Origin of the sequence: Marinobacterium sediminicola, from assembly GCF_022343685.1 — a bacterium.
GTDB lineage: Bacteria > Pseudomonadota > Gammaproteobacteria > Pseudomonadales > Balneatricaceae > Marinobacterium > Marinobacterium sediminicola.
The window spans coordinates 823,301-847,203 of record NZ_CP092123.1 but is presented as its reverse complement, the minus strand read 5'-3'; the positions used below and the strand labels follow the sequence as shown (position 1 = coordinate 847,203).

Sequence of the window (23,903 nt, the reverse complement as noted above, 5' to 3'; positions counted from 1 at the left end):
TCCTTTCTATTTGGGTATGAGTCCAATCATAACAGGTCGCAGGAGCGAAAACCGCACCAGCCAGCCATGCAAAAGCCGGGCTGTTAGCGTACAATGTACGAGTCTTTTCAATCGGATCAACCAAAGGCCGAACTCACCCATGCAGCTGCTCAGCAACTACCTGAAACACCACGACACAGATCTTGAACTCGTTGAACTTATCGACACCCTGATGATCGCCTGCAAGGAGATCGCCCTGCAGCTGCGTGAAGGCGCTCTGGCTGGCGTGCTTGGCACCACCGAAGATACCAATGTTCAGGGTGAAACCCAGAAAAAACTGGACGTAATTTCAAACGATGTCCTCAAGAAGGTATTGCTGGACAACCCGCTGGTACGCGGCATCGCCTCCGAAGAGGAAGATGACCCCGTCTTCGGCAACCCTGACGGCCGCTTTCTGGTGACCTTCGACCCGCTGGACGGCTCATCCAACATCGACATTAATGTATCCGTCGGTACCATCTTCTCAATTCTGGAAGTACCCGAAAACATCACGGAAAATTCCGTGGAGATGTTCCTGCAGTCAGGCCGTAAACAGGTTGCCTCCGGTTATGTACTCTACGGTCCTTCTGCTGTACTGGCGCTGACCACCGGCCATGGCGTCAACATGTTCACCCTGGCACACACCGGCGACTTCCTGCTTACACGTGAAAACGTACAAATTCCGGCCCAGACCAAGGAGTTCGCCATCAACATGTCGAACCATCGTTTCTGGGAACCGCAGATGCGCAACTACGTTGACGATCTGCTCAAGGGAGCTGACGGTCCCCGTGGCAAGAACTACAACATGCGCTGGATTGCCTCCATGGTCGCTGAAGTTCACCGTGTCCTGACGCGTGGCGGTATTTTTACCTACCCGTGGGATTCCCGTGATCCGTCAAAACCGGGCAAACTGCGCCTGATGTACGAAGGCAACCCGATGAGCCTGCTGATCGAGCAGGCCGGTGGCATCTCCAGTACCTGTTACCACAATATCCTTGACGTCCAGCCGGACCACATCCACCAGCGCGTCTCCGTGGCTCTGGGCTCCAAAGAAGAAGTCGAAACTCTGCTCAACTACCACTGCGAGCAGTAAGAGTTTCACCGGTAAGTCGTATTCCAGCGGATCGCAGTGACGTTTATACTGCGGTCCGCTATCCGATCTGTCCTTGTAACCGATAACAGGAAAACAGCTCATGAGCTTTGAGAAAGTCCCTGCCGGCAAAGAACTGCCGAATGACATCTATGTGATCATCGAAATTCCGGCGGAAAGCTCCCCGGTCAAGTACGAAATCGACAAAGACGCTGATGCGATCTTCGTTGACCGCTTCATGGCTGCGCCGATGTTCTACCCGGCCAACTACGGCTACATCAACAACACTCTGGCAGACGATGGCGATCCCCTGGACGTACTGGTTCTGACTCCGCACCCGGTCATGACCGGCTCCGTGATTCGCTGCCGTCCGGTTGGCATCCTGAACATGACCGATGAAGCCGGTGGTGATGCCAAGCTGGTGGCTGTACCGCACGAGAAGCTGAGCCAGGCCTACAACGACATCCACGATGTAGACGACATTCCTCAGCTGACCAAGGACCAGATCGCGCACTTCTTCGAGAACTACAAGAAGCTCGAAAAAGGCAAGTGGGTCAAGGTCGAAGGCTGGGCTGACGCTGCTACCGCCCGCGCCGAAATCGAGAAGTCCGCTGCTGCATACGAAGCGGCCAAATAAGGCAGGCTTCCTCGGAGATGTACCTAGGTACATCTCCCTATCTCCTCTCTTTTCTGCCCGTCCCTATCTGATACACTGCCCTCTGTCCAAGTGAACAGACAGAGAAGCCGATGAAGTTTTCAGGTACTGACCGTTACGTTGCCACCGATGATCTGCAGATGGCCGTCAATGCTGCCATCACCTTGCAGCGCCCGTTGCTGGTCAAGGGCGAACCGGGCACAGGCAAGACCATGCTGGCCGAAGAACTGGCTGCCGCACTGGGCAAGCCCCTGCTGCGCTGGCACGTCAAATCCACCACCAAGGCTCAACAGGGCCTGTACGAATATGATGCCGTCTCCCGCCTTCGCGACTCCCAGTTGGGTGATGACCGTGTTCACGACATTGCCAACTACATCCGCAAGGGCATGCTCTGGCAGGCCTTCGAAGCTGATGAGCAGGTCGTGCTGCTGATTGACGAGATTGACAAGGCCGATATCGAATTCCCCAATGACCTGCTGACTGAACTCGACAAAATGGAATTCGATGTTTACGAAACCGGCGAGCGCATCAGCGCGAGACAGCGCCCGATCGTCATCATCACCAGCAACAACGAGAAAGAACTGCCCGATGCGTTCCTGCGCCGCTGCTTCTTTCACTACATTGCCTTCCCGGACAAGGACACCCTGCAATCGATCGTGGATGTTCACTTCCCCCAGATCGAGCAGAAGCTGGTGCGTGAAGCTCTGGAAATTTTCTTCCGTCTGCGTGACGTGCCGGGTCTGAAGAAAAAACCTTCCACATCCGAGCTGATCGACTGGCTCAAGCTGTTGCTGGCAGACCGTATTCCATCCGAAGTGCTTGCTGACCAGGACCCGTCCAGCGCCATGCCGCCACTGTACGGAGCCCTGCTGAAGAACGAACAGGATGTCCATATGCTGCAGCGACTGGCATTCATGACCCGCCGCGGAGCCCGCTGATGCTGATCGACCTGTTCCGCCATCTGCGCCAGGGCCAGGTGCCGGTTTCAGTACGCGAGCTGCTTGACCTGATCGCTGCGCTGGAACAGCGCCTTGCCACCCTGGATGTCAACGAGTTCTACATGCTCACTCGCGCCTGCATGGTGAAGGACGAGAAGTATTACGACCGCTTTGACCGTGCTTTCGGGCAATACTTTGCCGGCTTGCAGGCACAGGGAGACATCACCGATGCGCTCATCCCGTCCCATTGGCTGGAAAGCGATTTCCTCAAGCAGCTCAGTGAAGAGGAAAGGGCTCAAATCGAAGCCCTGGGTGGGCTGGACAAACTGCTGGACACCCTCAAGCAACGGCTGGAGGAACAGAAGGAGCGCCACGCAGGCGGCAACAAGTGGGTTGGCACCGGCGGTACCTCTCCCTTCGGCCATAGTGGCTACAACCCCGAAGGCATACGCATCGGAGGTGAAAGCAAGCACAAGCGTGCAGTCAAAGTCTGGGAGAAACGCCAGTTTCGTAATCTGGATGACAGCATTGAGCTGGGCACACGGAATATCAAGGTAGCCCTGCGCAAGCTGCGCAAGTTTGCCCGTACCGGTGCTGCCGATCAGCTGGATCTGGACGACACCATTCGTTCCACCGCACGGAATGCGGGCCTGCTGGACCTGAAGATGGTGCCTGAGCGCCATAATGCCGCCAAGGTTCTGCTGTTCCTCGATGTTGGCGGCTCAATGGACCCGTTCATACGTACCTGCGAAGAGCTGTTTTCCGCCGCCCGTACCGAGTTCAAGCACCTGGAATACTTCTACTTCCATAATTGCGTGTACGAGAAAGTTTGGCGCGACAATCGTCGCCGTTACGATGAGGCGATTCCCACTCTGGATGTGCTGCACACCTACGGCCGGGATTATCGGGTGATATTCGTCGGTGATGCCGCCATGTCTCCCTATGAGTTGATCGACCGTTATGGCAGTGTCGAGCACATGAACGAGGAGCCGGGACAGTTGTGGCTGCAGCGCATTCTGGATACCTGGGACAAGGTCATCTGGCTTAACCCGTCTTCCGAGCGCTACTGGAACTATACCCAGAGCACCCAGATGATTCGACAGCTGGTGGATAACCACATGTATCCTCTGACTCTGGAAGGCATTGAAGCTGGCATCCGCTACCTGTCACGCTAGCGGATACCTGAGACTCAACCTTTAACGACCAACCTGTTCCCGGGCGGCCTCTTGCAGTCGCTCAACATAGGTCAGATTTTCCTTGGCCTTTGGATAGAAGGTCGGAGACAGCGTCATGGCCTTTTCAAAATACTGTTTTGCCAGGCTGTAACGACCATCCAGCATGCAAATATAGCCGATGTCGTTATGCGCCTTGGCGCTGTCCATCACCCTCTCCAGTGCATTGAGCGCAGCCAGATAGCGCTGCTGACGGGCATAAACCAATCCCAGATTACGCCATACCTGGTCGTATTCCGGATCAATCTCCAGTGCCTTGCGAAACTGACGTTCGGCATCATCCCAACGCGCGTCCAGATAGTAGGAATAGCCAAGATTATTCAACGTGTCAGCGGCATCCGGTCTGATGCTCAACGAGATTTGATAAAGTCGCTGGGCTTCTGCCGTGTTACCGTCCAGATCGGCCAAAACACCCAGACCGTTATAGGCTCGGGACGGAGAGCGGGCGTCATACTGCTGTTCAGCAGAGGCCTCGAAACGTTTGCGATCCAGCTCCAACGCTTTATCCAGATTCGTCCTTGCCTCACTATAGCGGTTATGTTTCAGGTGCAACACGCCTAGAGCCGTCAGTGCTCCGATATGTTCAGGTTCGATACCCAGCGCACTGCGCAGAGCCAGCGAGGCAAGCTTCTCGTTCCCCCGCCCAATATGAACCTGGCCGATACGAAAATAGGCCGCCGCGCTCTCCGACTCCAGGTCCAGCACCTGCACATAGTGATAGAGCGCTTCATCGGTTTCTCCGCGCGCCAGCGCCTGATCGCCCATGATAATGCCCTGCTTTACCGTCGCAGCCCGTGGCAGCCCGGAATAGGCAAGCGTGGGCTTTCCTTCGTAGAAGGCATCATTGTCTGAACTCGTCTGTTCCATCTGTGAATTGGCTGCACATCCCGCCAACAACACAACCGTCATCAAGAGCAGTCCCTTGCCCAACGGACTTTTCACTGTGCCTGACATCATGTCGAATCCCCCTGTTCAGGTATGCGCACTCCAAACCAGCCCGCGGCGCATTCAGCGTCCAAAAACTTCAAGTACTTTCAGAATAGCTGGGCCAACGGCGACCACAAAAAAACCTGGCCAGATACAGAAAGTAAGCGGAAAAATCATCTTGGTGCCAATCTTGGCGGCCTGCTCCTCTGCTGCCTGCATTCGCTTGTCACGAAACTCCTCGGAATAGACCCGCAGGGTATCGGCGACGCTGCTGCCAAAACGAACACTTTGATCCAGCAACGCGACCAGCCCGCGGATATCCTCAACACCGGTTCGCTGGGCCATCCCCTTGAGTGCGTCGATACGGTTCACACCGGCACGAATTTCCACGTTGACCAGATGCAGCTCTTCGGACAGTTCCGGATGACTCACCTCAAGCTCCTGACCAACTCGTTGCAGGGCTGCTGTCAGGCCAAGACCGGATTCGACACAGACCACCAGCAAATCCAGCGCGTCCGGGAAGGCATTACGGATGGCTCGCTGGCGCCGGTTCGCAAGATGATCCAGAACCATATTGGGCATGATAAAGCCGATATAAGCGGCGCCCGCACAGATCATCAGCACTTTGTCTGCCGTCAGCTTGGGGTCAAAGGTGGTCACCAGCCAGGTTACAAACAGCAGGCAAAGTGACAACAACACTTTCAAAGCGTAGAGGGAACTGATCGCATTGGGCGCCCGGAACCCGGCATGCACCAGCTGGGCATGCAGACGACTTTTGTCCCAGTCCTTGCCCGGCAACAAATGTCTGGTCAGTGGATCCAGTGATGACAGCACCTTGCTGCGCCCCTCACCAACCTGTGCCTTGGCACCCTGATGACCGGTCAGCGCCCTCACTCGGTGACGAAAAGGAGCCACCAGCCCGTTGATCAGTACCGTCAGGCTCAGTCCGAATGCCAGCGCGGCCGCTGCCACCAGTCCGATCACCACATAACGGGCATAGGTTTCATTGCCTATCTGCTGATTGATCAGTTCGACTAAGGTTTCCATGACTCACACCTCGATTCTCAGCAGGCGCCGGATCCAGATCGCACCGACTAACATCAGGACAAAACTGATCACGATCAACTGGTGACCGCGCTCAGACCTGACCAATGCTTCCATGTATCCCGGCGTCGTAAAGTAGATCAGCCCAAACAAGCCAAAGGGCACCAACATCAAAATCCAGGCTGACAAACGCCCCTCGGCCGAGAGGGTTTTGACCCGGCGCTGGAAGCGGAATCGTCCACGAATCACCGAGCCGATATTTTCCAGAATTTCGGCCAGGTTGCCCCCGGTTTCCTTTTGCACCAGTACCGCAGTGACAAAAGCCATCAACGTGACACTGGGCACGCGCTCCAGCAGACCCAACATCGCCCGGCGCAGATCCGAGCCATAGCTGAGGTCAGAATAGGTGATGGCAAACTCGGTCGAAACCGGGCCCTCCAGACCTTCCGCAACCAGATTGAGCGACTCACTGAAGGGGTGACCTGTCAACAAGGCTCGCTTGATGATGTCGATCGCTTCAGGCAACTGGGCCTCGAACTCCAGCAGACGCATGTGGCGCCGATACACCAGCCTCAGGTAAGGAGCTGCCAGGGCCGCAACCCCAGCCGCCAGTGCGATCACCCAGTACTTGGACAGCAACCAGACCACCAGAAAAGCAACCACACCCAGCAGCAGAGACAGCAACAACACCTTATAGGCCATCATTTTGCCGCCAGACTGCTCAATCAGCCTTGCCAGAGACGCCATACCGGGAAGGGTTTCAAGCTGCCGCTCGAACGGGTTGAGCTTTTTCAGATAGCGCGCCCGCAGCAAAGTACTGATGGAGGGCTGATCCGATTCGGATGAAATCTCACCCAAACGCTGTTGCAATCGCTTTTTCACTCGTCGCTGTTCACCAAACACCGGAATAGACAGACTGGCGAGCAGAACGAAAACGGAAATAAACACCATCACCAGAATGACAATGAGCTCCGTAGACTCCAGTTGCAGATTCATGGTTCACCCTCCCGCTATTCGGGCTCGAACAGTGAGGTCGGTATATCGATCCCCCGCTGCGCCAGCCGCTTGTGGAAGCCCGGCACAATCCCTGTGGCCTTGAACTTGCCGAGCACATTGCCCTTGGAATCCAGCCCCTGACGCTCGAAGGTAAAGAGTTCGGACATGGTGATGATGTCGCCCTCCATGCCGTTGATTTCCTGAATGCTGACCAGCTTGCGGCGACCATCCTCAAGGCGTGTTACCTGCAACACCACATCGATCGCAGACGCGATCTGTGCACGCAATGCCTTGGTCGGAAAGCTGATCCCGGTCATCGCCACCATGTTTTCGATACGGCCCAGTGCGTCGCGCGCACTGTTGGCATGGATGGTGGTCAAGGATCCGTCATGCCCGGTGTTCATCGCCTGCAGCATGTCCAGCGTTTCACCACCACGCACCTCGCCCAGCACGATGCGGTCGGGTCTCATCCTGAGACTGTTCTTGACCAGGTCACGCTGGGTAACTTCACCACGCCCTTCAATGTTGGGCGGGCGCGTTTCCAGCCGCACCACATGGGGCTGCTGCAACTGCAGCTCTGCCGAGTCTTCAATGGTGACGATACGTTCGTCATGGGGAATGTAACCGGAGAGAATATTGAGCAGGGTCGTCTTGCCCGAGCCGGTCCCCCCCGAAATCAGAATATTCAGCCTTGCCTTGACGATCCCTTCCAGCACGGGTGCGACTTTCTCGTCCACCGACCCAAGCTCAATGAGGTTCTGCATCGATAACAGTTCGACCATGAAACGGCGAATAGAGATTTGCGGCCCGTCGAGAGCAAGCGGCGGAATAATAACGTTGACACGTGAGCCATCCTTGAGACGTGCATCCACCATCGGTGAGGATTCATCGATATGGCGCCCCACACTGGAGACAATGCGATCGATAGTGTTCATCAGGTGTGCATTGCTGCTGAAGCTGACAGGGCAGTGCTCCAGCTTGCCAAATCGTTCGACGTAGATCGAATCAGGACCATTGACCAGAATGTCTGAAATGGTCTTGTCCTCCAGCAGGGGCTCCAGCGGCCCCAGCCCCATGATCTCGTCCTCGATCAGTTTCATGATCTTCTGGCGCGACTGGGAACTGAAAGGAACCGAAAGCTCCTCCATTAATTGGCGGCAAAGATCGCTGATCTGGCACCGGGCATCTGGCTCATCCAGACTGTCGATCAGCGAGAGATCCATCCGTTTGAGCAACTCCTGGTGCAGTTGCAGCTTGCATTCAAGCTCGGCGGCCGAGAGCGTTTCGATCATCAGCGGCGGGCGTTCCTGAACCGGCTCCTGCTCCTGAGCTTCGTTTACGTCCTGCGCCAGCTCCACCACTTCGGCAACACGCAGCCGGTTTAAGCGATTACTTAACAGCGACATGGTTCAGTCCCCCTTGACCAGATGAAGCAACTTGCCCAGCAGCCCGGTACTGGTTTTATCCTTGCCGCCGGTAATCTCTTCACTGAGGCCATGCAATGCGCGGCTGATCGGCGCACGCCGTGCCACATCGAACAACGGCATACCGTTATTCAAAGACTCGCTGACATGCTTGAAGTCATTGGGCACCGTCAGGATCGGCTGATGCTTGAGCGCCTTGGCGACTTCAGCCAGGGTGATGGGTGATGACTTGTCGTAACGGTTCACCACCACCAGAATGCGATGATCAGGAATGTCCAGATCCCGGCGCATCACATCGATCAACCGGGATGCATCTCGCAAGTAGGTAATGCCCTGCTGCAACATCAGCACCACCTGGTCAGCCTGCTCCAGCACGGTTGTTGTAATCAGGTCGATCTGGCGCGGCAGGTCTACCACCAAATGCTGATGATCCTTGGCCAGTAATCTGAACAGCTGGAGCAGCTGTTCGCTGGACACCTCGTCATTCAACAGCAACCGGTCCTGTTCCGAGCTCAGCACCTTGAGCCCGCTGACATGTCGGGCGAGATACCCTTCAAGCGCCAGACTGTCCAGGTCTTCCACATTTTCCAGCGCCTGCTTGATCCCTCGCTGAGGGCTGAGGTCCAGATAGTGCGACAGTGAACCAAACTGCAGATCCAGGTCGACAAGCACTACCTTGCGATGCCCATCGGATGCCAGCTGATGTGCAAGGTTGGTCGCGATCAGGCTCGCGCCTGAGCCACCCTTGGCGTTCATTACCACGGTCAGATGGGTGTTAAGGGCGCTTTGCTGATCTCTGGACTCCCGATAAAGCTGATCCACGACCCTGAGCAGCTCACCATCTTCCAGCGGCTCGGGGAAAAAGTCCCGCGCCCCGGCTTTCATCGACAATCGCATCGCCTGAGCCGGAGCATCGGCACTGACCACCAGCATGGGTACCCGGGCTTCAGCCGGTCGTGCGCAGAGCGACTCCAATTCGGCCTGCCAGCACTCACCTACGCGGAAGATCAGCAGATCCGGCAATTTTTCCAGGCCGTGCAGAGGGTCAGTGTGCCCGTTGCTGATCAATCGGCAGTTTATTTTTACGCCGACCGGCATCAGGCTCAGTGCCGATTTCAGTTGAGTGAGTGCATCAGCTGAGCGACTGGCAATCAGGATAGAGAACTCACTGGTGCTCTGAGCGCCCGACGGCGTTTTCACTTCATATAGAAAGTTTTGCTTCATCATGACAGCTCTCCTAACTCCCACAGGGAGGGTCTCCAGCCGTAGCGGGGTGCACTCCAAGGCTCTCTGCCGGCAAGGTCGTAGAAAAACTTGGAGAAGGGACCCAGTCATCACTATCAGAATCGGGGTCAAAGAAGTTACCGATCATAGGTACAAGAAAAACGTGTCGATAAACATCATCAATTGACTTGTCTACAAAACCTTGCCAATTATCTTTATTAACTATTTCAGCTCTGACGTAATAAGTATTTGCTGTAGAGGTTGCTGGTGTTATGCCATCTTCCTGCAGGTATCGAATCGCGATATTGGCTGCCGTAAAGTTGGGCAGCATGGTGCCCTTAAAGGCACCTTCATTTTGCGCAAATAAACGACCTGCTTCTGTCACCGGACATACCACCGCGAGGCGGGCTGCACGGCGGGTCGCCTCATCCAGCACGTTCCACGTAAACATCAGTCGGCCAAACTCGATCAGGCCAAACAGCACGACAAACAACACCGAGCCAACCAGCGCGAATTCAACCGTGGTAATCCCACGCTGCGTGCTTCTGCCTGCCCTCTGAATATTCATCTCAACTGCCTCCCAGCACTCTCATGCTGATTGAGCTATCAAGCGTGAAGTCGATGTTGACGGGGTCACCCAAACCGAAAGTCGGCAGGCTGTTGAACAGCATGGGGGAGAAGTCATAGCGGACATGCACCTGGACCTCGTTCAGTGCAGGCACTTCGCAAAAACTGACATCGGCCGTTTCCAGTCCGGGCAGAACAGGCTCATCGCCACCCAGCTCTGAACCATAAACAATCAGATTTCGTGATCGCGCCATCAAATTGTCCGGCAGCAATATCACTGGATCATCCAACGTTGGACAATCATTCAAAACCGCCTGCTGGCCATAATTCAGATGCGTTGCCAGCAAGCGCGCGCCACTGCGTTGCGCCTTGGTCAGGGTGTTGTACTGGTAGAGCATGCGACCGATTTCAGCGGTTGCCAGCAGCAACAGCAGCAATACCGGCAGTACCAGGGTCATCTCGACGGCGGCCAGACCTTGCTGACGCTTTCCGGATAGTAACGGGCGTCTAGTCATCATGAGTCTCCACTGTCAGTGTCTCTGAAGAGCACGATCTTGAAGACAGCACTGGGGTCGGCAGGTGTACTGGTAAAGGTACCTATGGCATCACAGCCTTCTGATTCAGAAAAGAACTGGCCGAACACTTCCGCATCATTACCCACATCCACATCCTGCATCAGGAAGAAGCAGCCGACGGTATAGACGTAAACATCCTGACTGGTGCCTGTAGTCGTACCGGTACAGTCACCGATCGGTAAAACCAGCTCTCGCCTGCCACAGGATTCGCCGCCCAGACAGCCATCGGCATATTCGGGGCTATCCAGGTAATCCTGGTAGTCAAACAGTCCATCTACACTTTCAGTGCCATCTGCTCTTTTTATGATTGGACGACCATTCTCATCCAGGCCTTCAAGCACCAGCCGGTTGCTGCTGTCAAAATCGGTGACCACATCCGCCGGGGCTTCGTCTGGCCCTATGGGGCCACCATAGATACCCAGACGCGTATTCAGCCCCTGTCCGACCGGTCCCGATTTGTTACCGGGCTCCGTATCGGCTTCCTGGTCATCTCCAATACTGCTGCACTGGTTGGCGACTCCAGCCAGAGCATCTCGCAAATCTCCCCCGCCGGTACCGTCAAGGCGCAAGAGGCGGAAATTGCCGGGACCGACATCGGAACCACTGCCACCGGCCAGCTTGATCACGCTCACATCATCCAGCGAGGCGATATCGTTGTTATCGTTATCGACATATCCGAAATAGTTGCCATCACCCGGACCACAGTCATCGGCGGGATTGTCGGGTGTGGCCTCGCCCGTAGAATCACAGCCACAGGCCAGGATCGGCAGCAGATCACAGGTGTTCGCATTCAGCCCGATGGGCCCTGCCACCGCACTGGCACTGACATCCTTATCCGCAAACCCCACCACCTGAAGTAACCAGACTTCCAGCGGCAGATCGACTGCCGTCACCCGCACGTATGGCTGTCCGTCAGCAGCATCGACAAAGGGATTCAAGGTTGTGGAAAACTCCACCAGTAACGGAGTTTCCGAACTGGTATAGGCTTCGTTCAGCTCACCGTTGTCTGCAAGCCCAAGGTTACTCATGAACGTCGCCAGTGCAGACGCTTCCGCGGCGGCATGGATGGTGGCGATCGAGGTATCCTCCGGAAAGTCGGCCATCGTGCGAGCGGCACTCAGTGCTGACGCATCAACCGCGTTTTGCAGTCGCGTTTTGTTCAGCAGCATATGCCCGCCATCCATGGCCAACCCGGCCATGGCCAGTAATGCCAGCATGGCAATGGCAACCAGAACCAGCACGGCACCCTGTTGTTTTTTCCGAATGGTCGTTGCGTATTGGCGCTTCATTTTCGCCTCCTTCCGGGGCTTGGCAGCAGCCCCTCCCCAGATGGTTCTCAGCGGCTTTTCACGGCTCAGTTGCCAATATTGATTTCAATGTCACCCGCTACTCCGTTGGCACTCTCGGCCTGCCCTCGGTAGCTGGTCATGACTTTATGGGCTTTTTCCCCATCCAGCCGTAATGGCATGTGCTGATCCGCCGCATCGGGATTCTGTGTCTGTACCCGCCTCATTTCCTCAACAGCAAGCCCCAAGGGCTCATGTGGCGGGTTGACGCTGCAGCCCGAGGCCATCAGAAAGCCGGCTGCCAGCAGGCTCAATGTACAGATTTTGCTGTTCATGGCAGTTCTCCTGTCTGGCTGGCTATTGGATACTGTGACCAAAGGTGGATTCGCTTCCGTCGGTCACGGGGTAAACGCGGACATCATTATCGACGGCCATTCCGCTGGCAGGTCCATTGCCGCTGTTCTCCGTAGCGTCGCTGACATTGCCATCCGAAGCGGCAGCGCCAGCGTCATTGGAGGCCATGGAGGTACTCCAAGAGCGACTTCCACGGGTTCGACCCAAGAGGTAAAACTCCGCATCCGAAGGCTCAACAAAGCCATCACCCGGCAAGGGAATGCCCTCGTTCTTGAACGGCTGTGCCAGCGTGGGCGTCACCAGAATCACCAGCTCGGTTTCACCGCTTTCAAATTGAGAACTACGGAACAGATGCCCAAGCACCGGCACATCCCCCAAACCCGGAAATTTGTTGACCGCTTCACGCGTACTTTCGCTGATCAGGCCCGCTATTCCGATGGTCTGGCCATCCCCCAGTTCGACAGTGGAACGAGCGCTGCGCTTGGTTAGGGCAGGAATCAAATAGGTACCACTGTCACCGACGCTGCTTTGCACAGCTCCGGTTGCAGCGAAGTCGGTCACGGCAACGTTCAGACTGAGGTTGATCGTTCCCGAATCCAGCACGACAGGCAGAAATTTCAGTCCTACGCCATATTCCTTGAACTCGATGGTAATACCGTCATCATCGGGCACAGGAACGGGAAATTCACCACCGGACAGAAACTCGGCTTCCTGTCCGGTCAAGGTTGTCAGCGTGGGTTCCGCCAGGATGCGGGCACTGCCGTTTTCCTTCGCCGCATCGAGAGCGACACTGAAGAGAAGATTGCTATCAAGATACCGGGCAAGAAAACCGTGTTGTGTAACACTCGGGATGGCATCACTGAAATCAATGGCATCAAACCCGAAACCACTGCCCACACTTCCCCCTACACTGCTGGCCCCTACGCTCCAGTTACCATCGCTGATATCCAGCAAGTTGAAGTTCAGTCCCATCCGCTTGGTCACATCCCGAGACATTTCGGCAACGGTCACTTTCAGCATTACCTGCTGAGAGCCACCGACCTTGAGAAGGTTCACGACTTCACCCATCTGGGAAGCACCCTCACCAGAGGGTTTTTGCAGGAAACTGTCTGCCAGGCGAACCGCCATGTCCATGGTGCCAATATTGGAAACCTCGCCGCTCAACAGAATGGACCCCTGAGAGGAATTGACGCGAATGTTTTCGCTGGGTGCCATCTCATAGAGCTTGGCCTTCAGGCTGTTCACATCCGGTGTGACCTCAACATCGATGGATGCGGTAAGACGGTTCCGTTTGTCCCAGAGCAGCACGTTCGTCGTACCGATGCCCTTGCCCAACACATAGATCTGCTGAGACCGCATCACCAGAATATCGGCAATCTCCTCGTTACCGATCGAGACCTTATGCACCGGCCCGTTCAGCTGCACCACCTTGGACTTGTACAGCGGTACGGTCAGGCGCTCCACCATTGAGTCCGCGCCAGCCTCGATCGTCGCTGCCTTCGCCTCGCCGACCATCAGTATCAGCATGACGATCAGCAGGAATGCAGGCAGGATGCCCTCAAACCAGTAGTCGGAATCTCTGTTCACGACTACTGCATGTCGCTCTTGTTGCTTGGCCATAATCCAATCTCCTCAGTCGCCTTCCATCGATACCCCGACTACATGGGTACTCGCTTGCGTTCCCAGTCGACTCCCTTGATAACGATGACTGACGGGGGAGCGCTGCTGTAGCTTCGCTTGGGTTGTGGTTTCGGTTCGACGGGAGCGGGTGCGGGTTCGCTGACCGGCTCGGCTTCCGCCACGACCGGCTGCGGCTTTTCTTCGCTCATCGGGTTGCGAAGCGTCAGCTGAATGCGCCCTTCCTCACGAGCCTTGGCCAGCTCCTCCGATTCCTTGGGTGTCAGTTCAAGGGTTACGGCCCTGACCACAATGGGGTCGTTCTTGTCGGTGCGCGCCTTCTGGTCCACGGCCAACACCTTGACATCCCTCAGCACGGTTCTGGCCTTGACGCTCTTGCCTTCGCTTTTGGTCGCGATGATATCCACGTGATTACCCGGCAGCAGGAAACCGGCAACCCCCACCACGTCGTTCACACGTACGGTAAAGGCACGCTTTTCCGGATCGATCAGTGCTGCCAGAGTTGCACCTTCGCTGTGCTCACTCAGTCGTTCCCTGCGCAGGGCATCTCCGGCCAGGATATCCTGCAGCGGTACCATGCCTTCGACTTCGGCAGGGTCGGCAATGCTGTTTGCCGGCACAAGGTCATCTGGCATCGCCTTGATTTTCAGGTGTCTGCGCTCGATCGGCTGACCGTAAGGGATATCCATTGCTGCATAGACGACCGGGATTCCTTCTGCAGCAACCGCGGTGCTGCCTGGCAGCTGTTGTTTCAACCAGGCGTTGGTATAGATGGCGGCACCCGCCGCCAACAGTACCGAGAGGGTCAAGAGTAAAAGCGTTCTGCCCTTAAACATGGTCATTCCTCCTGTTCAGAGTGGTCGAGGACATCTCCACTTCGGCATCAAGACGAACGAAGTAGCTGTCCCAGGCCCACGTCAGGGACTCGATATTGAGGGCAGCGGCATCACCACCCAGATAACGCACGCGATCCTGCGCCATGCCCAGCAGGTCCCTCGGGTGGCAGGGACGCAGCCCAACCTTGTGCTTGGCATGAAGTTGAGTCAGTACGAACTCCAGCAACTGGGGCTCAAAATTGATCCCTTTTTCAGCACAGACCTGCTGCCAGATGCGTCCGTATTCATCAGGTTCCAGAAAACCGAAGTAGATCTTGTAGCCGATGCGACGCAGGAAGGCCTCATCGGCCAGATCCAGCGGGTTGATGTTGGATGAGAACACCAGAATCTGATCGAATGGAGTCTGAAAGTGGCGACCGGCTCCCAGCGTCAGGTAGTCCTGCTTCTCTTCCATCGGCACAATCCAGCGGTTGAAGATCTCCATTGGCGTGGCCCGCTGACGGCCCATATCGTCGATGATGAAGATGCCATTATTGGCCTTCAGCTGAAGTGGCGCCTGATACTCCTTGGTGACCGGATTGAAGTGCACTTCCAGCATTTCCATTCCCAGCTCACCACCGGTGATCACCTCTGGTCGCCTGCAGTGGACAAAACGCGGATCGTGCCCCTGATCCAGCATCAGACTGGGTGACTGTTCGGCGGACTCCACCGGCTGGTGCAGTAGCGGATCAAATAGTGAAATCACCTGTTCATTCACCGAAATCGCATAGGGGATCAGGCAGGTATCGGCAAACAGCCCGGTCAGTTTCTGGGTGATATAGGTTTTACCGGTACCCGCCGGGCCATAGATAAAGATGGCACGCCCAGAATTCATGGCAGGACCCAGCTGCTGCTTGAGTGAATCCCTGAGCACCACATCGGCAAACAGGCTGTTCAGCGACGCGGCGGTAACGTTGGCATGATGCACGGTCTGCGCCGCCACCACCTCGCGGTAACGCTGGATCGGGACCGGAGCCGGCCCCAGATAGCCGCTGCGCGCGTAGGCATCAATCGCGGTTTCACGACCGCGCTGGGTCAGGCCATAACTGAGCTCACGCTTGTCGAAGCCCTGGCCATGCACTTCGATCATCACCTCTTTGCGCAGGAATTCGATCAACTCTTCCAGCACAGGGCCAGCCAGAGCCAATCGCTGCATCAGCTGCTTGGAACTCAGCAGACCCGCATCGTACAGATGCTTGATCATCAGCTCGGTCAGGAAGTGGCGGCTCAGGCCGGTCTCGGCCAGTGCCAGCGGACGAAGCGCCAGGGTTTGCAAATTGGCAGTTCGAGCAGATTCACCCGCGTTTTCTGGTGACTGAAACGGCATGACATCATTCATTGCATCACCCCCAGTGCCTGCAGCTGATAGCTGATTTGGGTGGTCAGATGGTAGAACTCCAGCTTGCCGGTCAACCCCAGCTGTATCAGGGTGCCCAGTGCAATGGAGAGCGAGAAGGGAAAGCGGCGGCGGGCCACCGAGCCGGCCTCGGCCGGAATCAGGGTGCGTGTAGTCACCATGACCAGGTAGCGGCGATACAGGCTCACCAGCTCGCCGCTGCGCAGGATCATATAGACGGCAACACAGCCGCCGATCACCAGAGAAAAGGCGGCCGCCATCAGGACGGCCGAGGGTCCGATAAAGCTGCCGATGGCCGCCATCAGCTTGACATCACCAGCGCCCATGCCGCCGGTGAGGTAGAAAGGGAGCAGTATAGCCAAGCCGACGCCAATACCCTTAATGCTAGCCAACCACTCAGGGCTGGATATAAACAGGTAATGTAATAACAACCCTGTCAATAAAGAACCGAAAGTAAGCCAATTAGGAATTCGGTGTCGACTCATGTCTGTGGTTACTGCAAATCCAAGAACAAATACAAGGAGGAAGGTTGATAAGTCATATGTGTAATATGAAAGCATCGCCCGTCCCCCTAACTAGATTTGTATCAAAATGGTATTAAGCTCCACAGACTGTAGTCGGGGCCGCATCACCGTTTATCGCATCCACTAGTCCAACTATTGCATTACAAACTTCCAAACCAAGCTCTGTAAATGCAAGAACAACTACTGCCGCAATCAACGCCCCCGCCACCGCATACTCAACCGTAGTCAACCCTTCTTCTTCCTTGATGAAGTCCACAAATTTTTGAGTGATAACGTTCATTGTTCCGCCCTCTTTTTGTTTGCCCCTTAGGGGCGATACCGGTACAACTGCATTCACCACCGGTGTGCACCGGGTACGTGAATGACTATAGGCAGGGGGAAAACGGAGCGCTGAAACGATCTTGCACAAAAGATAGGACTATTTTGCTCAGGCCTGTTTCAGATCTGAAACAGACTGCGTGAATATCAATTCTGTTACAGCGATGGTTTTTTTGTATAAAAAATCGACAAGTTGCTGGAACACTCTTCTGCTGATTGTTCTCTATACTGAACACTGTGCTCCCTCAATGGACACATCGCCCCCACACGACCCAAATGAACAAGATCCCTCGTGGGAGGCTCTGGATCATGCCTCAACCCGATAGACTGACACTGCTTTGGCTTGACCTTCGCAGCTCAGACCGTTCCTCAACACTCTTTGACCTGTTCAGCGACAGGTTCGAGATTGAACAATTGAATCTTCATAACCCGGTATATGACCGTCAGCAGTTGTCACCTGTCGCCATCTGTATCGACTTTGACTATCCCGATATGCATGGACTGGCGATGGTCAGGGAACTGCACGATCAATATCATCTGCCGATCATCATGATGACCGAACAGCATTCGGAGTCATTGATGGTATGGGCCTTGAGGGTGAGGGTCTGGGATATTCTGCTCAAGCCCATGCAAGCATCGACTGCTGAGTATCAAATTGATGCCCTGCATCAGCGACTGGATCAGGCGGCCCAAAATCCGGCCTCACTGGATGAGGTCAGCCCAATGCTGAGGTTGCCAGAAGAATCCCGTTTCCACGGCAGCCACAATGAGACTCGCACCGTTCATCCCGCCCTTTCCTACATGCAGCTGCATTTGGGTGAAAGAGTCAGTGAGGAGCAGCTGGCACAGTTCTGTAACCTGCGGCCGCTGCAGTTCAGCCGCCAGTTCAAAAAAGCGTTCGGGGTGAGTTTCCAGGAGATGCTGCAGCAATTGCGGATACAGGAAGCCACTCGATTACTGGAAAATCCCGACTTGCAGATTCTGGATATCGCCCTGACCGTAGGTTACAGGGACCACTCCTACTTCTGTCGCGTATTCAAGAAATACCTTGGCGTAACGCCCAAGACTTACCAGGAGCAGCTGCAGTCCAAGAGTGAAAGCGAGCAGCAGGAAATGATCGAAGTAAAACTCAAGGCGGTTGCTAACCTGATGCCGCCTCAGCCCACTTCGACAAGGGAAAGCTGGAGCCGCCGCCCTTCACACTGAATGTGTCAGCAACGGCGGCCCAAGCGTTAATGGGTATGATCGAGCAGGTCTTCGACCACCTCCTGCTCTTCGTGGAGATCATTATCCACAGGTTTGGATGAGGGCAGGATCAGGTTAAGCACGATCGCCACTGCACCGCAGAGACTGACGCCCTGCAGGCTCAGATCGCCCTGTCCCAAAGCCATGCCACCGATACCGAACACCAGCGTGGTCGCCACGATCACCAGGTTACGCTGCTCAGCTAGGTCTACATGTGCCTTGATCAACGTATTCATCCCGACCGCAGCAATGGAACCGAACAGCAGGATCAGAATCCCCCCCATGACCGGCGCCGGAATAGTCTGTAGAGCCAAGCCGAACTTGGCGATAAACGCCAGTGCTATTGCGACGATTGCAGCCCACACCATCACTACCGGGTTGAATGACTTGGTCAGCATGACCGCACCGGTCACTTCTGAATAGGTGGTATTCGGCGGGCCACCAAAACAGGCCGCTGCCGTTGTCGCCAGGCCGTCACCGAACAGCGTGCGATGCAAGCCAGGCTTGCGCACATAGTCCTTGCCGGTCACGTTGGAGATCGCCAGGATATCCCCCACATGCTCAATTGCCGGTGCCAGCGCAACCGGCACCATAAACAGGATTGCCTGCCAGTTGAACTCGGGCATCACGAAGCTTGGCATGGCGATCCAGCTGGCTTCAACGATCGGGGTATAGTCCACCATGCCACTGAAATGTGCGACGACGTATCCCACGACCACGCCGGACAGAATCGGCAACAGCCGGAAAATACCGTGCGCAAAAACGGCCACGACAAGCGTGGTGACCAGCGCGCTCATGGACACCAGCATGGCCTGATCGTACGGAAACAGTTCGATGGAACCATCACCGCTTTTCCCCATGGCCATGTTAACGGCGATCGGCGCCAACCCAAGGCCGATAATCATGATCACGGGACCGGTTACCACCGGCGGCATCAGCCGGTGCAGGAAACCAACCCCTTTCAGTTTCACTGCCAGCGCCAGCAACATGTAGACAACACCCGCAGCCATCAGACCGCCCATGGTAGCGGCAACGCCCCAGTTCTGTACCGAATAGGTGATGGGTGCAATGAATACGAAAGAAGACGCCAGAAAGATCGGGACTGTCAGGCCTGTGATCAGGTGAAACAGCAGCGTGCCCACACCCGCCGTGAAGAGTGCCACACTGGGATCAAGCCCGGTCAGCAGTGGCATCAGTACCAGCGCACCAAATGCGACAAACAGCATCTGCGATCCGGCCAGCGCCGTGCGCCAGTGGAAAGCGCCTTGTTGAAGGTTATGCATGAGTCCTGCCCCCGTGGGTTTATTTGGTGCCGAAAATCTTGTCACCGGCGTCGCCGAGACCCGGCATGATATACCCCTGATCGTTCAGCCCCTGATCGATGGATGCGGTAAAGATATCCACATCCGGATGCGCTGCCTGCACTTTCGCGATCCCTTCCGGAGCGGCTACCAATACCAGTGCACGAATACTGGTGCATCCGGCTGCTTTCAGCAGATCAATGGTCGCGATCATGGAGCCGCCGGTTGCCAGCATAGGGTCAACCACCAGCGCCATTCGGGCTTCGATATCACTGGCCAGTTTCTCGAAATAGGTCACCGGCTCCAGCGTTTCTTCATCACGATAAAGGCCCACCACCGAAATCTTGGCACTGGGTACCAGCTCCAGTACGCCGTCCAGCATACCCAAACCGGCACGCAGGATTGGCACAACCGTAATTTTCTTGCCCTTGATGCGCTCGGCTTCGATATCTCCACACCAGCCCTTAACGGTATAGGGCTCAAGCTCCAGATCCTTGGTCGCTTCGTAAGTCAGCAAGCAACCTACCTCTGCGGCCAGCTGGCGAAAACTGCGTGTGCTTTTATTACTGGAACGCATCAGGCCCAGTTTGTGCTGAACCAGGGGGTGTTTGATCTCGTGGACACTCATTGCAGGGCAACCTCATTCGTGCAGCGGACATCTTTGACGAATGTCCGGCTTGACAAAAAATTCTTGGCAAGACTATCGAATGATCCCTCATCTGTCATCCAAGAAACCCACAAGTTGCCCCGGAAGGCAAACCTGAGTAACCTTGCTCACTTTTTTTACAATCGGGCCGTTGCTGAACGGCCAAAAGCGTACATTGCGGAGCCGGTTCCATGAGCACCATCACAGCTGACGAAATCAAAAAGGTCTATATCGAAGCCGACCTTCTGTACAGCCAGGCCGAGGTCGATGCCGCCATCAGCAAAATGGCTATGGAGATCACCGAGGACCTGCACGACAAGGACCCGGTGGTCTTTGCCATCATGAATGGCGGGCTGGTGATCGCCGGTCAACTGCTGACCCGCCTGAACTTTCCTTTGACAGCCAGTTACCTGCATGCGACTCGCTACCGCAACAGTACCTCCGGTCATGAACTGGAGTGGAAAGTGCCGCCGATGGTCGACTTCAAGGACCGCCCTGTACTCGTGGTCGACGATATCCTCGACGAGGGCCACACCCTGGTTGAAGTCATGGAATACCTTAAAGCCGAAGGCGCCGCCTCTGTTAAGTGCGCGGTACTGGTCGACAAGCATCATGATCGCAAGGCTCGAGCGGACCTGAAAGCCGATTTTGTCGGTCTTGAAATCGAGGATCGCTACATCTTCGGTTACGGTATGGACTACAAGGGTTACTGGCGCAACGCCCCCGGCATCTTCGCTGTAAAGGGGATGTAATCAAGGCTTGCCATCGGTGACCGGCCGGTTACAATGCAAGTGTCCATAGAAATTGACAGGGTTTGCATGACGGAACTGGTCATTCTCGCGTTGTCGGCCACGGCTCTCGCCCTCTGGCTGCTGCGTTTGAGACGCAAATCGCTCGCCGCACGGGAAAGTGCCGCTCAACGCGACTGCGTATTCATGAGTGATGGTCGGGTTATTGCGCCAGACAAGTAGTACAGGTCTTCGGCACTTTACCCCAGGCGATACAAAAACGGAGCCAATCGGCTCCGTTTTTTTATGCTCAGCGTGCGCATATGCTCTGTGGCAACCGGATGCGCAAGAGCGGCTCTGATTTCAGGAAAAGAATGCTTTCAGCCCCCTGCTTCCAGCTCATCGAACAGCTGGACAAACTCCAGTGTCAACTTGTGGTTCGGCGCCAGATGAATCAGCGGCCGAGCCTCGTTATGAGACTCTTTCATCTTCACCGAGGCCGACAAACGCGTTGACAACACCGGCAGTTGTTCAGCCTCGAGTCCGGCAACAATCTTCCGCGGCAGTGATGCGCGTGGCTGATACTGGTTCACCACGATACCCTCCACCTGCAATCGGTCGTTATGATCCGCCTGCGTCTCGCGTACATTGTTCAGCAGGTTGTAGAGAGCCTGACGGGCAAACTCATCACAGTCGAAGGGAATCAGGCAGCGCTCAGCAGCCACCAGAGCCGAGAGCGTAAAGAAATTGAAAGCCGGCGGCGTATCGATATAGATAGCATCGTATTCCTGAGCCAGCTGATCGATCGCATCGCGCAGCTTGTAGATCTTGTGCTTGCTCTCCAGCTTGGACTGCAGATCACCGAGTTCAGGATGTGAGGGCAAAATCGCCAGGTCAGTAAACGGTGTCGGGTGGACGAACTCATCGGCCGACCGGGGCTTGAGCTGGAAGCTCAACGCCTGCTCAAAAAATCCGTAGGCATCGGTCTGCGGCTGATTGGCGTCATCCCCCAGCAGATAATGGGTCGAATTACACTGGGGGTCCAGGTCCACGACCAGAGTCCGGATACCTCGGCTGGCACTGATCGCTGCCAGATTGACAGCGATACTGGACTTGCCGACACCGCCTTTCTGGTTAAATACCACTCTGCGCATGATTGGATAGCTCTCCGTACTTATCCCTGGGACAGGAGGTCACGCAGGTCGATGATCGCAGCGTTGGCGCGCGAAATATAGGACGCCATCACCAATGAATGGTTGGCCAGAAAGCCGAACTCCGTACCGTTCAGAATCATCGGACTCCAAATCGTGCCCTGGGTCGCTTCCAGCTCCCGGATGATCTGGCGTACACTGGCACGTGCATTTTTCTTGTCCAATGCGTCACCAAAATCCCTCTCGACCGCCTCCAGCATGTGAATCAACGCCCAGGCCGTGCCTCGCGCTTCGTAGAAGACATTATCGATCTGCAACCATGGCGTCTTGATTTCCAGCTCGTCACTGGCCACTGTTGCCTGACGACCGGCACTGTCACCCGCCAGATCGGTATTGATGCGACGCTGCCCGACACTGGCACTGAGGCGCTGCGACAGGCTGCCGAGACGGGTCGAGACGTCACCCAACCAGTCACGCAGGTTATCGGCACGCGCATAGAACTGCGCATCCTGCTGCTGGGTATCGATCAAACGCTTGCGGTAGTCATACAACAGCTTCAGCGACTTGCGATATTCACTTTCGGTGGATGGAAGAATCCAGTTGCGATGATCAAAGTGCAACAGTGGCTCGGCTTTCGCCAATGCCGGATCTTCAGTGGATTGGGACTGAGAGCGACTGAAGCTTTTGCGCAATGCACGGCTCATATCCCGAACCTGAACCAGAACACCGAATTCCCAGGACGGAATATTGTCCAGCCAGATGCCTGGTGGCGTCATGTCGTTGCTGAGATAGCCACCCGGCTTTTCGAGCAGGGTCTCGGTCAAGTGAATCAGCGTCGCCACAGTATGTGCCCCCGTAACCGGCGACTCCATCGCGGTCTGCTGCCGAGCCTGTTCACTGACATCAAACCGATCCGGCTCGAAGCTCCAGTAAATACCGAACGCCGTCGCCAGCAGTAACCCGGCCAAGACAAAAGCCAAGGCAAGCTTGAGTTTGCGGGCCGAATTGAAGCTGTCCCACAAGGTTAACCAGATCCGTTCTAAACGCTCCACCCAAAACTCCTTGAAGATGTCATGCCCCGCTTTACCGGCGGGGGTGAATGCTGCATTGCACTATGGCGAATTTCTGCATACCGGTCAATTGCACTCAGCTCTGGTTCATCCTCTCCCACAGGCAGGATGCTGGCCAATATCAAGCTATCTTCGCCAAACTGGCCGCTAACGACCGAAAATTGAATAGACAGCATAGACAGAGTTTTCACTTTCATGCACACTAGTCGACCTTAGTTTTACCCTCTGGCGAACACGATCTTGCGGAGCATCTGCATGGCTCATATCCTGGTTTTGAACGGTCCCAATCTGAACCTGCTCGGAACCCGTGAGCCCGGCATCTACGGTGCTGCCACACTCGCTGAAATCGAGCAACAGATCCAGTCTCATGCCAGATCGCTGGGGCATTCTGCAGAATGCTTCCAGAGCAACGCCGAGTTTGAATTGATTGAGCGGATCCATCAGGCCCCCGCTCAGGGCACCGAGTTCATTATCATTAACCCGGCTGCCTTCACCCATACCAGTGTTGCCATACGCGATGCTCTTTTGGGCGTCGGTATACCTTTTATCGAAGTTCATCTATCGAATGTGCATGCCCGTGAACCTTTCCGTCAGCACTCCTATCTGTCGGACAAGGCCGTGGGTGTCATCTGTGGACTCGGCCCGGCCGGATACCAATTTGCACTGGAAGCCGCTCATCAGCGCTTGTCGCTGACGCAGGCTTGATTCGATAGAACTACC

At 55.6% G+C, this 23,903-nt stretch carries 26 protein-coding genes; 8 read left to right on the top strand and 18 right to left on the bottom strand.

The window, feature by feature from the left end; all coding sequences use genetic code 11:
* Window positions 1-139: 139 nt before the first annotated feature.
* From LN244_RS03950 to LN244_RS03935, 4 genes are all read left to right on the top strand, one after another.
* Window positions 140-1,111, top strand: coding sequence for a class 1 fructose-bisphosphatase (locus tag LN244_RS03950; protein ID WP_239041553.1), 972 nt, complete (start codon window positions 140-142; stop codon window positions 1,109-1,111).
* Window positions 1,112-1,211: 100 nt separating this feature from the next.
* Entirely contained in the window at window positions 1,212-1,745 is a 534-nt protein-coding gene (gene ppa, locus LN244_RS03945; protein ID WP_239041552.1) for an inorganic diphosphatase, read from the top strand.
* Window positions 1,746-1,855: 110 nt separating this feature from the next.
* Window positions 1,856-2,701, top strand: coding sequence for an AAA family ATPase (locus LN244_RS03940; protein WP_239041551.1), 846 nt, complete (start codon window positions 1,856-1,858; stop codon window positions 2,699-2,701).
* On the top strand, window positions 2,701-3,876 hold the full coding sequence (locus tag LN244_RS03935; protein WP_239041550.1) for a vWA domain-containing protein: 1,176 nt from the start codon (window positions 2,701-2,703) through the stop codon (window positions 3,874-3,876). Before LN244_RS03940 ends, LN244_RS03935 begins: the two co-directional genes overlap by 1 nt.
* 21 nt (window positions 3,877-3,897) lie before the next feature.
* Here LN244_RS03935 and LN244_RS03930 read toward each other — a convergent pair whose 3' ends face one another.
* From LN244_RS03930 to LN244_RS03865, 14 genes are all read right to left on the bottom strand, one after another.
* Window positions 3,898-4,890, bottom strand: coding sequence for a tetratricopeptide repeat protein (locus tag LN244_RS03930; RefSeq protein WP_239041549.1), 993 nt, complete (start codon window positions 4,888-4,890; stop codon window positions 3,898-3,900).
* 51 nt (window positions 4,891-4,941) lie between these two features.
* A complete protein-coding gene (locus LN244_RS03925; RefSeq protein WP_239041548.1) occupies window positions 4,942-5,907 on the bottom strand; it encodes a type II secretion system F family protein in 966 nt (321 codons plus the stop codon).
* A gap of 3 nt (window positions 5,908-5,910) precedes the next feature.
* Window positions 5,911-6,900: a type II secretion system F family protein gene (locus tag LN244_RS03920; RefSeq protein WP_239041547.1), complete on the bottom strand. Its 990-nt coding sequence runs from the start codon at window positions 6,898-6,900 to the stop codon at window positions 5,911-5,913.
* A 14-nt stretch (window positions 6,901-6,914) separates the two neighbouring features.
* A complete protein-coding gene (locus tag LN244_RS03915) occupies window positions 6,915-8,306 on the bottom strand; it encodes a CpaF family protein (RefSeq protein ID WP_239041546.1) in 1,392 nt (463 codons plus the stop codon).
* A gap of 3 nt (window positions 8,307-8,309) precedes the next feature.
* Window positions 8,310-9,551 (bottom strand): AAA family ATPase, encoded by a 1,242-nt coding sequence (locus tag LN244_RS03910; RefSeq protein ID WP_239041545.1) that lies wholly within the window; start codon window positions 9,549-9,551, stop codon window positions 8,310-8,312.
* A gap of 10 nt (window positions 9,552-9,561) precedes the next feature.
* Window positions 9,562-10,116, bottom strand: coding sequence for a TadE/TadG family type IV pilus assembly protein (locus LN244_RS03905; RefSeq protein WP_239041544.1), 555 nt, complete (start codon window positions 10,114-10,116; stop codon window positions 9,562-9,564).
* Window position 10,117: 1 nt separating this feature from the next.
* Window positions 10,118-10,630, bottom strand: a complete 513-nt coding sequence (locus LN244_RS03900; protein WP_239041543.1) for a TadE/TadG family type IV pilus assembly protein — start codon at window positions 10,628-10,630, stop codon at window positions 10,118-10,120.
* Window positions 10,630-11,979, bottom strand: coding sequence for a Tad domain-containing protein (locus LN244_RS03895; protein WP_239041542.1), 1,350 nt, complete (start codon window positions 11,977-11,979; stop codon window positions 10,630-10,632). Before LN244_RS03895 ends, LN244_RS03900 begins: the two co-directional genes overlap by 1 nt.
* 65 nt (window positions 11,980-12,044) lie before the next feature.
* The gene (locus LN244_RS03890; protein WP_239041541.1) at window positions 12,045-12,311 is read right to left on the bottom strand and encodes a hypothetical protein; all 267 of its coding nucleotides are present in this window, start codon (window positions 12,309-12,311) and stop codon (window positions 12,045-12,047) included.
* A gap of 22 nt (window positions 12,312-12,333) precedes the next feature.
* On the bottom strand, window positions 12,334-13,950 hold the full coding sequence (locus LN244_RS03885) for a type II and III secretion system protein family protein (protein ID WP_239041540.1): 1,617 nt from the start codon (window positions 13,948-13,950) through the stop codon (window positions 12,334-12,336).
* 38 nt (window positions 13,951-13,988) lie between these two features.
* Window positions 13,989-14,804 carry a Flp pilus assembly protein CpaB gene (gene cpaB / locus LN244_RS03880; RefSeq protein WP_239041539.1) on the bottom strand — a complete coding sequence of 272 codons (816 nt, stop codon included), beginning with the start codon at window positions 14,802-14,804 and terminating at the stop codon, window positions 13,989-13,991.
* Window positions 14,797-16,182 (bottom strand): AAA family ATPase, encoded by a 1,386-nt coding sequence (locus tag LN244_RS03875; protein WP_239041538.1) that lies wholly within the window; start codon window positions 16,180-16,182, stop codon window positions 14,797-14,799. Before LN244_RS03875 ends, cpaB begins: the two co-directional genes overlap by 8 nt.
* Window positions 16,179-16,760 carry an A24 family peptidase gene (locus tag LN244_RS03870; RefSeq protein ID WP_275424704.1) on the bottom strand — a complete coding sequence of 194 codons (582 nt, stop codon included), beginning with the start codon at window positions 16,758-16,760 and terminating at the stop codon, window positions 16,179-16,181. Before LN244_RS03870 ends, LN244_RS03875 begins: the two co-directional genes overlap by 4 nt.
* Before the next feature lie 37 nt (window positions 16,761-16,797).
* Window positions 16,798-17,004: a Flp family type IVb pilin gene (locus LN244_RS03865; protein WP_239041536.1), complete on the bottom strand. Its 207-nt coding sequence runs from the start codon at window positions 17,002-17,004 to the stop codon at window positions 16,798-16,800.
* Window positions 17,005-17,351: 347 nt separating this feature from the next.
* Here LN244_RS03865 and LN244_RS03860 point away from each other — a divergent pair, with 347 nt between their 5' ends.
* Window positions 17,352-18,248, top strand: a complete 897-nt coding sequence (locus tag LN244_RS03860; protein ID WP_239041535.1) for a helix-turn-helix transcriptional regulator — start codon at window positions 17,352-17,354, stop codon at window positions 18,246-18,248.
* A gap of 26 nt (window positions 18,249-18,274) precedes the next feature.
* Here LN244_RS03860 and LN244_RS03855 read toward each other — a convergent pair whose 3' ends face one another.
* Together LN244_RS03855 and upp are read right to left on the bottom strand one after the other, a co-directional pair.
* Window positions 18,275-19,570, bottom strand: coding sequence for a uracil-xanthine permease family protein (locus LN244_RS03855; protein ID WP_239041534.1), 1,296 nt, complete (start codon window positions 19,568-19,570; stop codon window positions 18,275-18,277).
* A 19-nt stretch (window positions 19,571-19,589) separates the two neighbouring features.
* Window positions 19,590-20,216 carry a uracil phosphoribosyltransferase gene (gene upp / locus LN244_RS03850; RefSeq protein ID WP_239041533.1) on the bottom strand — a complete coding sequence of 209 codons (627 nt, stop codon included), beginning with the start codon at window positions 20,214-20,216 and terminating at the stop codon, window positions 19,590-19,592.
* 209 nt (window positions 20,217-20,425) lie between these two features.
* Between upp and LN244_RS03845 the strand changes: the two genes are divergently transcribed.
* Entirely contained in the window at window positions 20,426-20,986 is a 561-nt protein-coding gene (locus LN244_RS03845; protein WP_239041532.1) for a hypoxanthine-guanine phosphoribosyltransferase, read from the top strand.
* 66 nt (window positions 20,987-21,052) lie between these two features.
* Entirely contained in the window at window positions 21,053-21,205 is a 153-nt protein-coding gene (locus tag LN244_RS03840; RefSeq protein WP_239041531.1) for a hypothetical protein, read from the top strand.
* Between the two features lie 137 nt (window positions 21,206-21,342).
* Here LN244_RS03840 and LN244_RS03835 read toward each other — a convergent pair whose 3' ends face one another.
* Both LN244_RS03835 and LN244_RS03830 read right to left on the bottom strand, forming a co-directional pair.
* Window positions 21,343-22,116, bottom strand: a complete 774-nt coding sequence (locus LN244_RS03835; RefSeq protein WP_239041530.1) for a ParA family protein — start codon at window positions 22,114-22,116, stop codon at window positions 21,343-21,345.
* Between the two features lie 20 nt (window positions 22,117-22,136).
* Entirely contained in the window at window positions 22,137-23,165 is a 1,029-nt protein-coding gene (locus LN244_RS03830) for a DUF2333 family protein (protein WP_239041529.1), read from the bottom strand.
* 273 nt (window positions 23,166-23,438) lie between these two features.
* On the opposite strand from LN244_RS03830, the gene aroQ reads away from it, so the two are divergent.
* Window positions 23,439-23,888, top strand: coding sequence for a type II 3-dehydroquinate dehydratase (gene aroQ, locus LN244_RS03825; RefSeq protein ID WP_239041528.1), 450 nt, complete (start codon window positions 23,439-23,441; stop codon window positions 23,886-23,888).
* Window positions 23,889-23,903 lie beyond the last annotated feature (15 nt).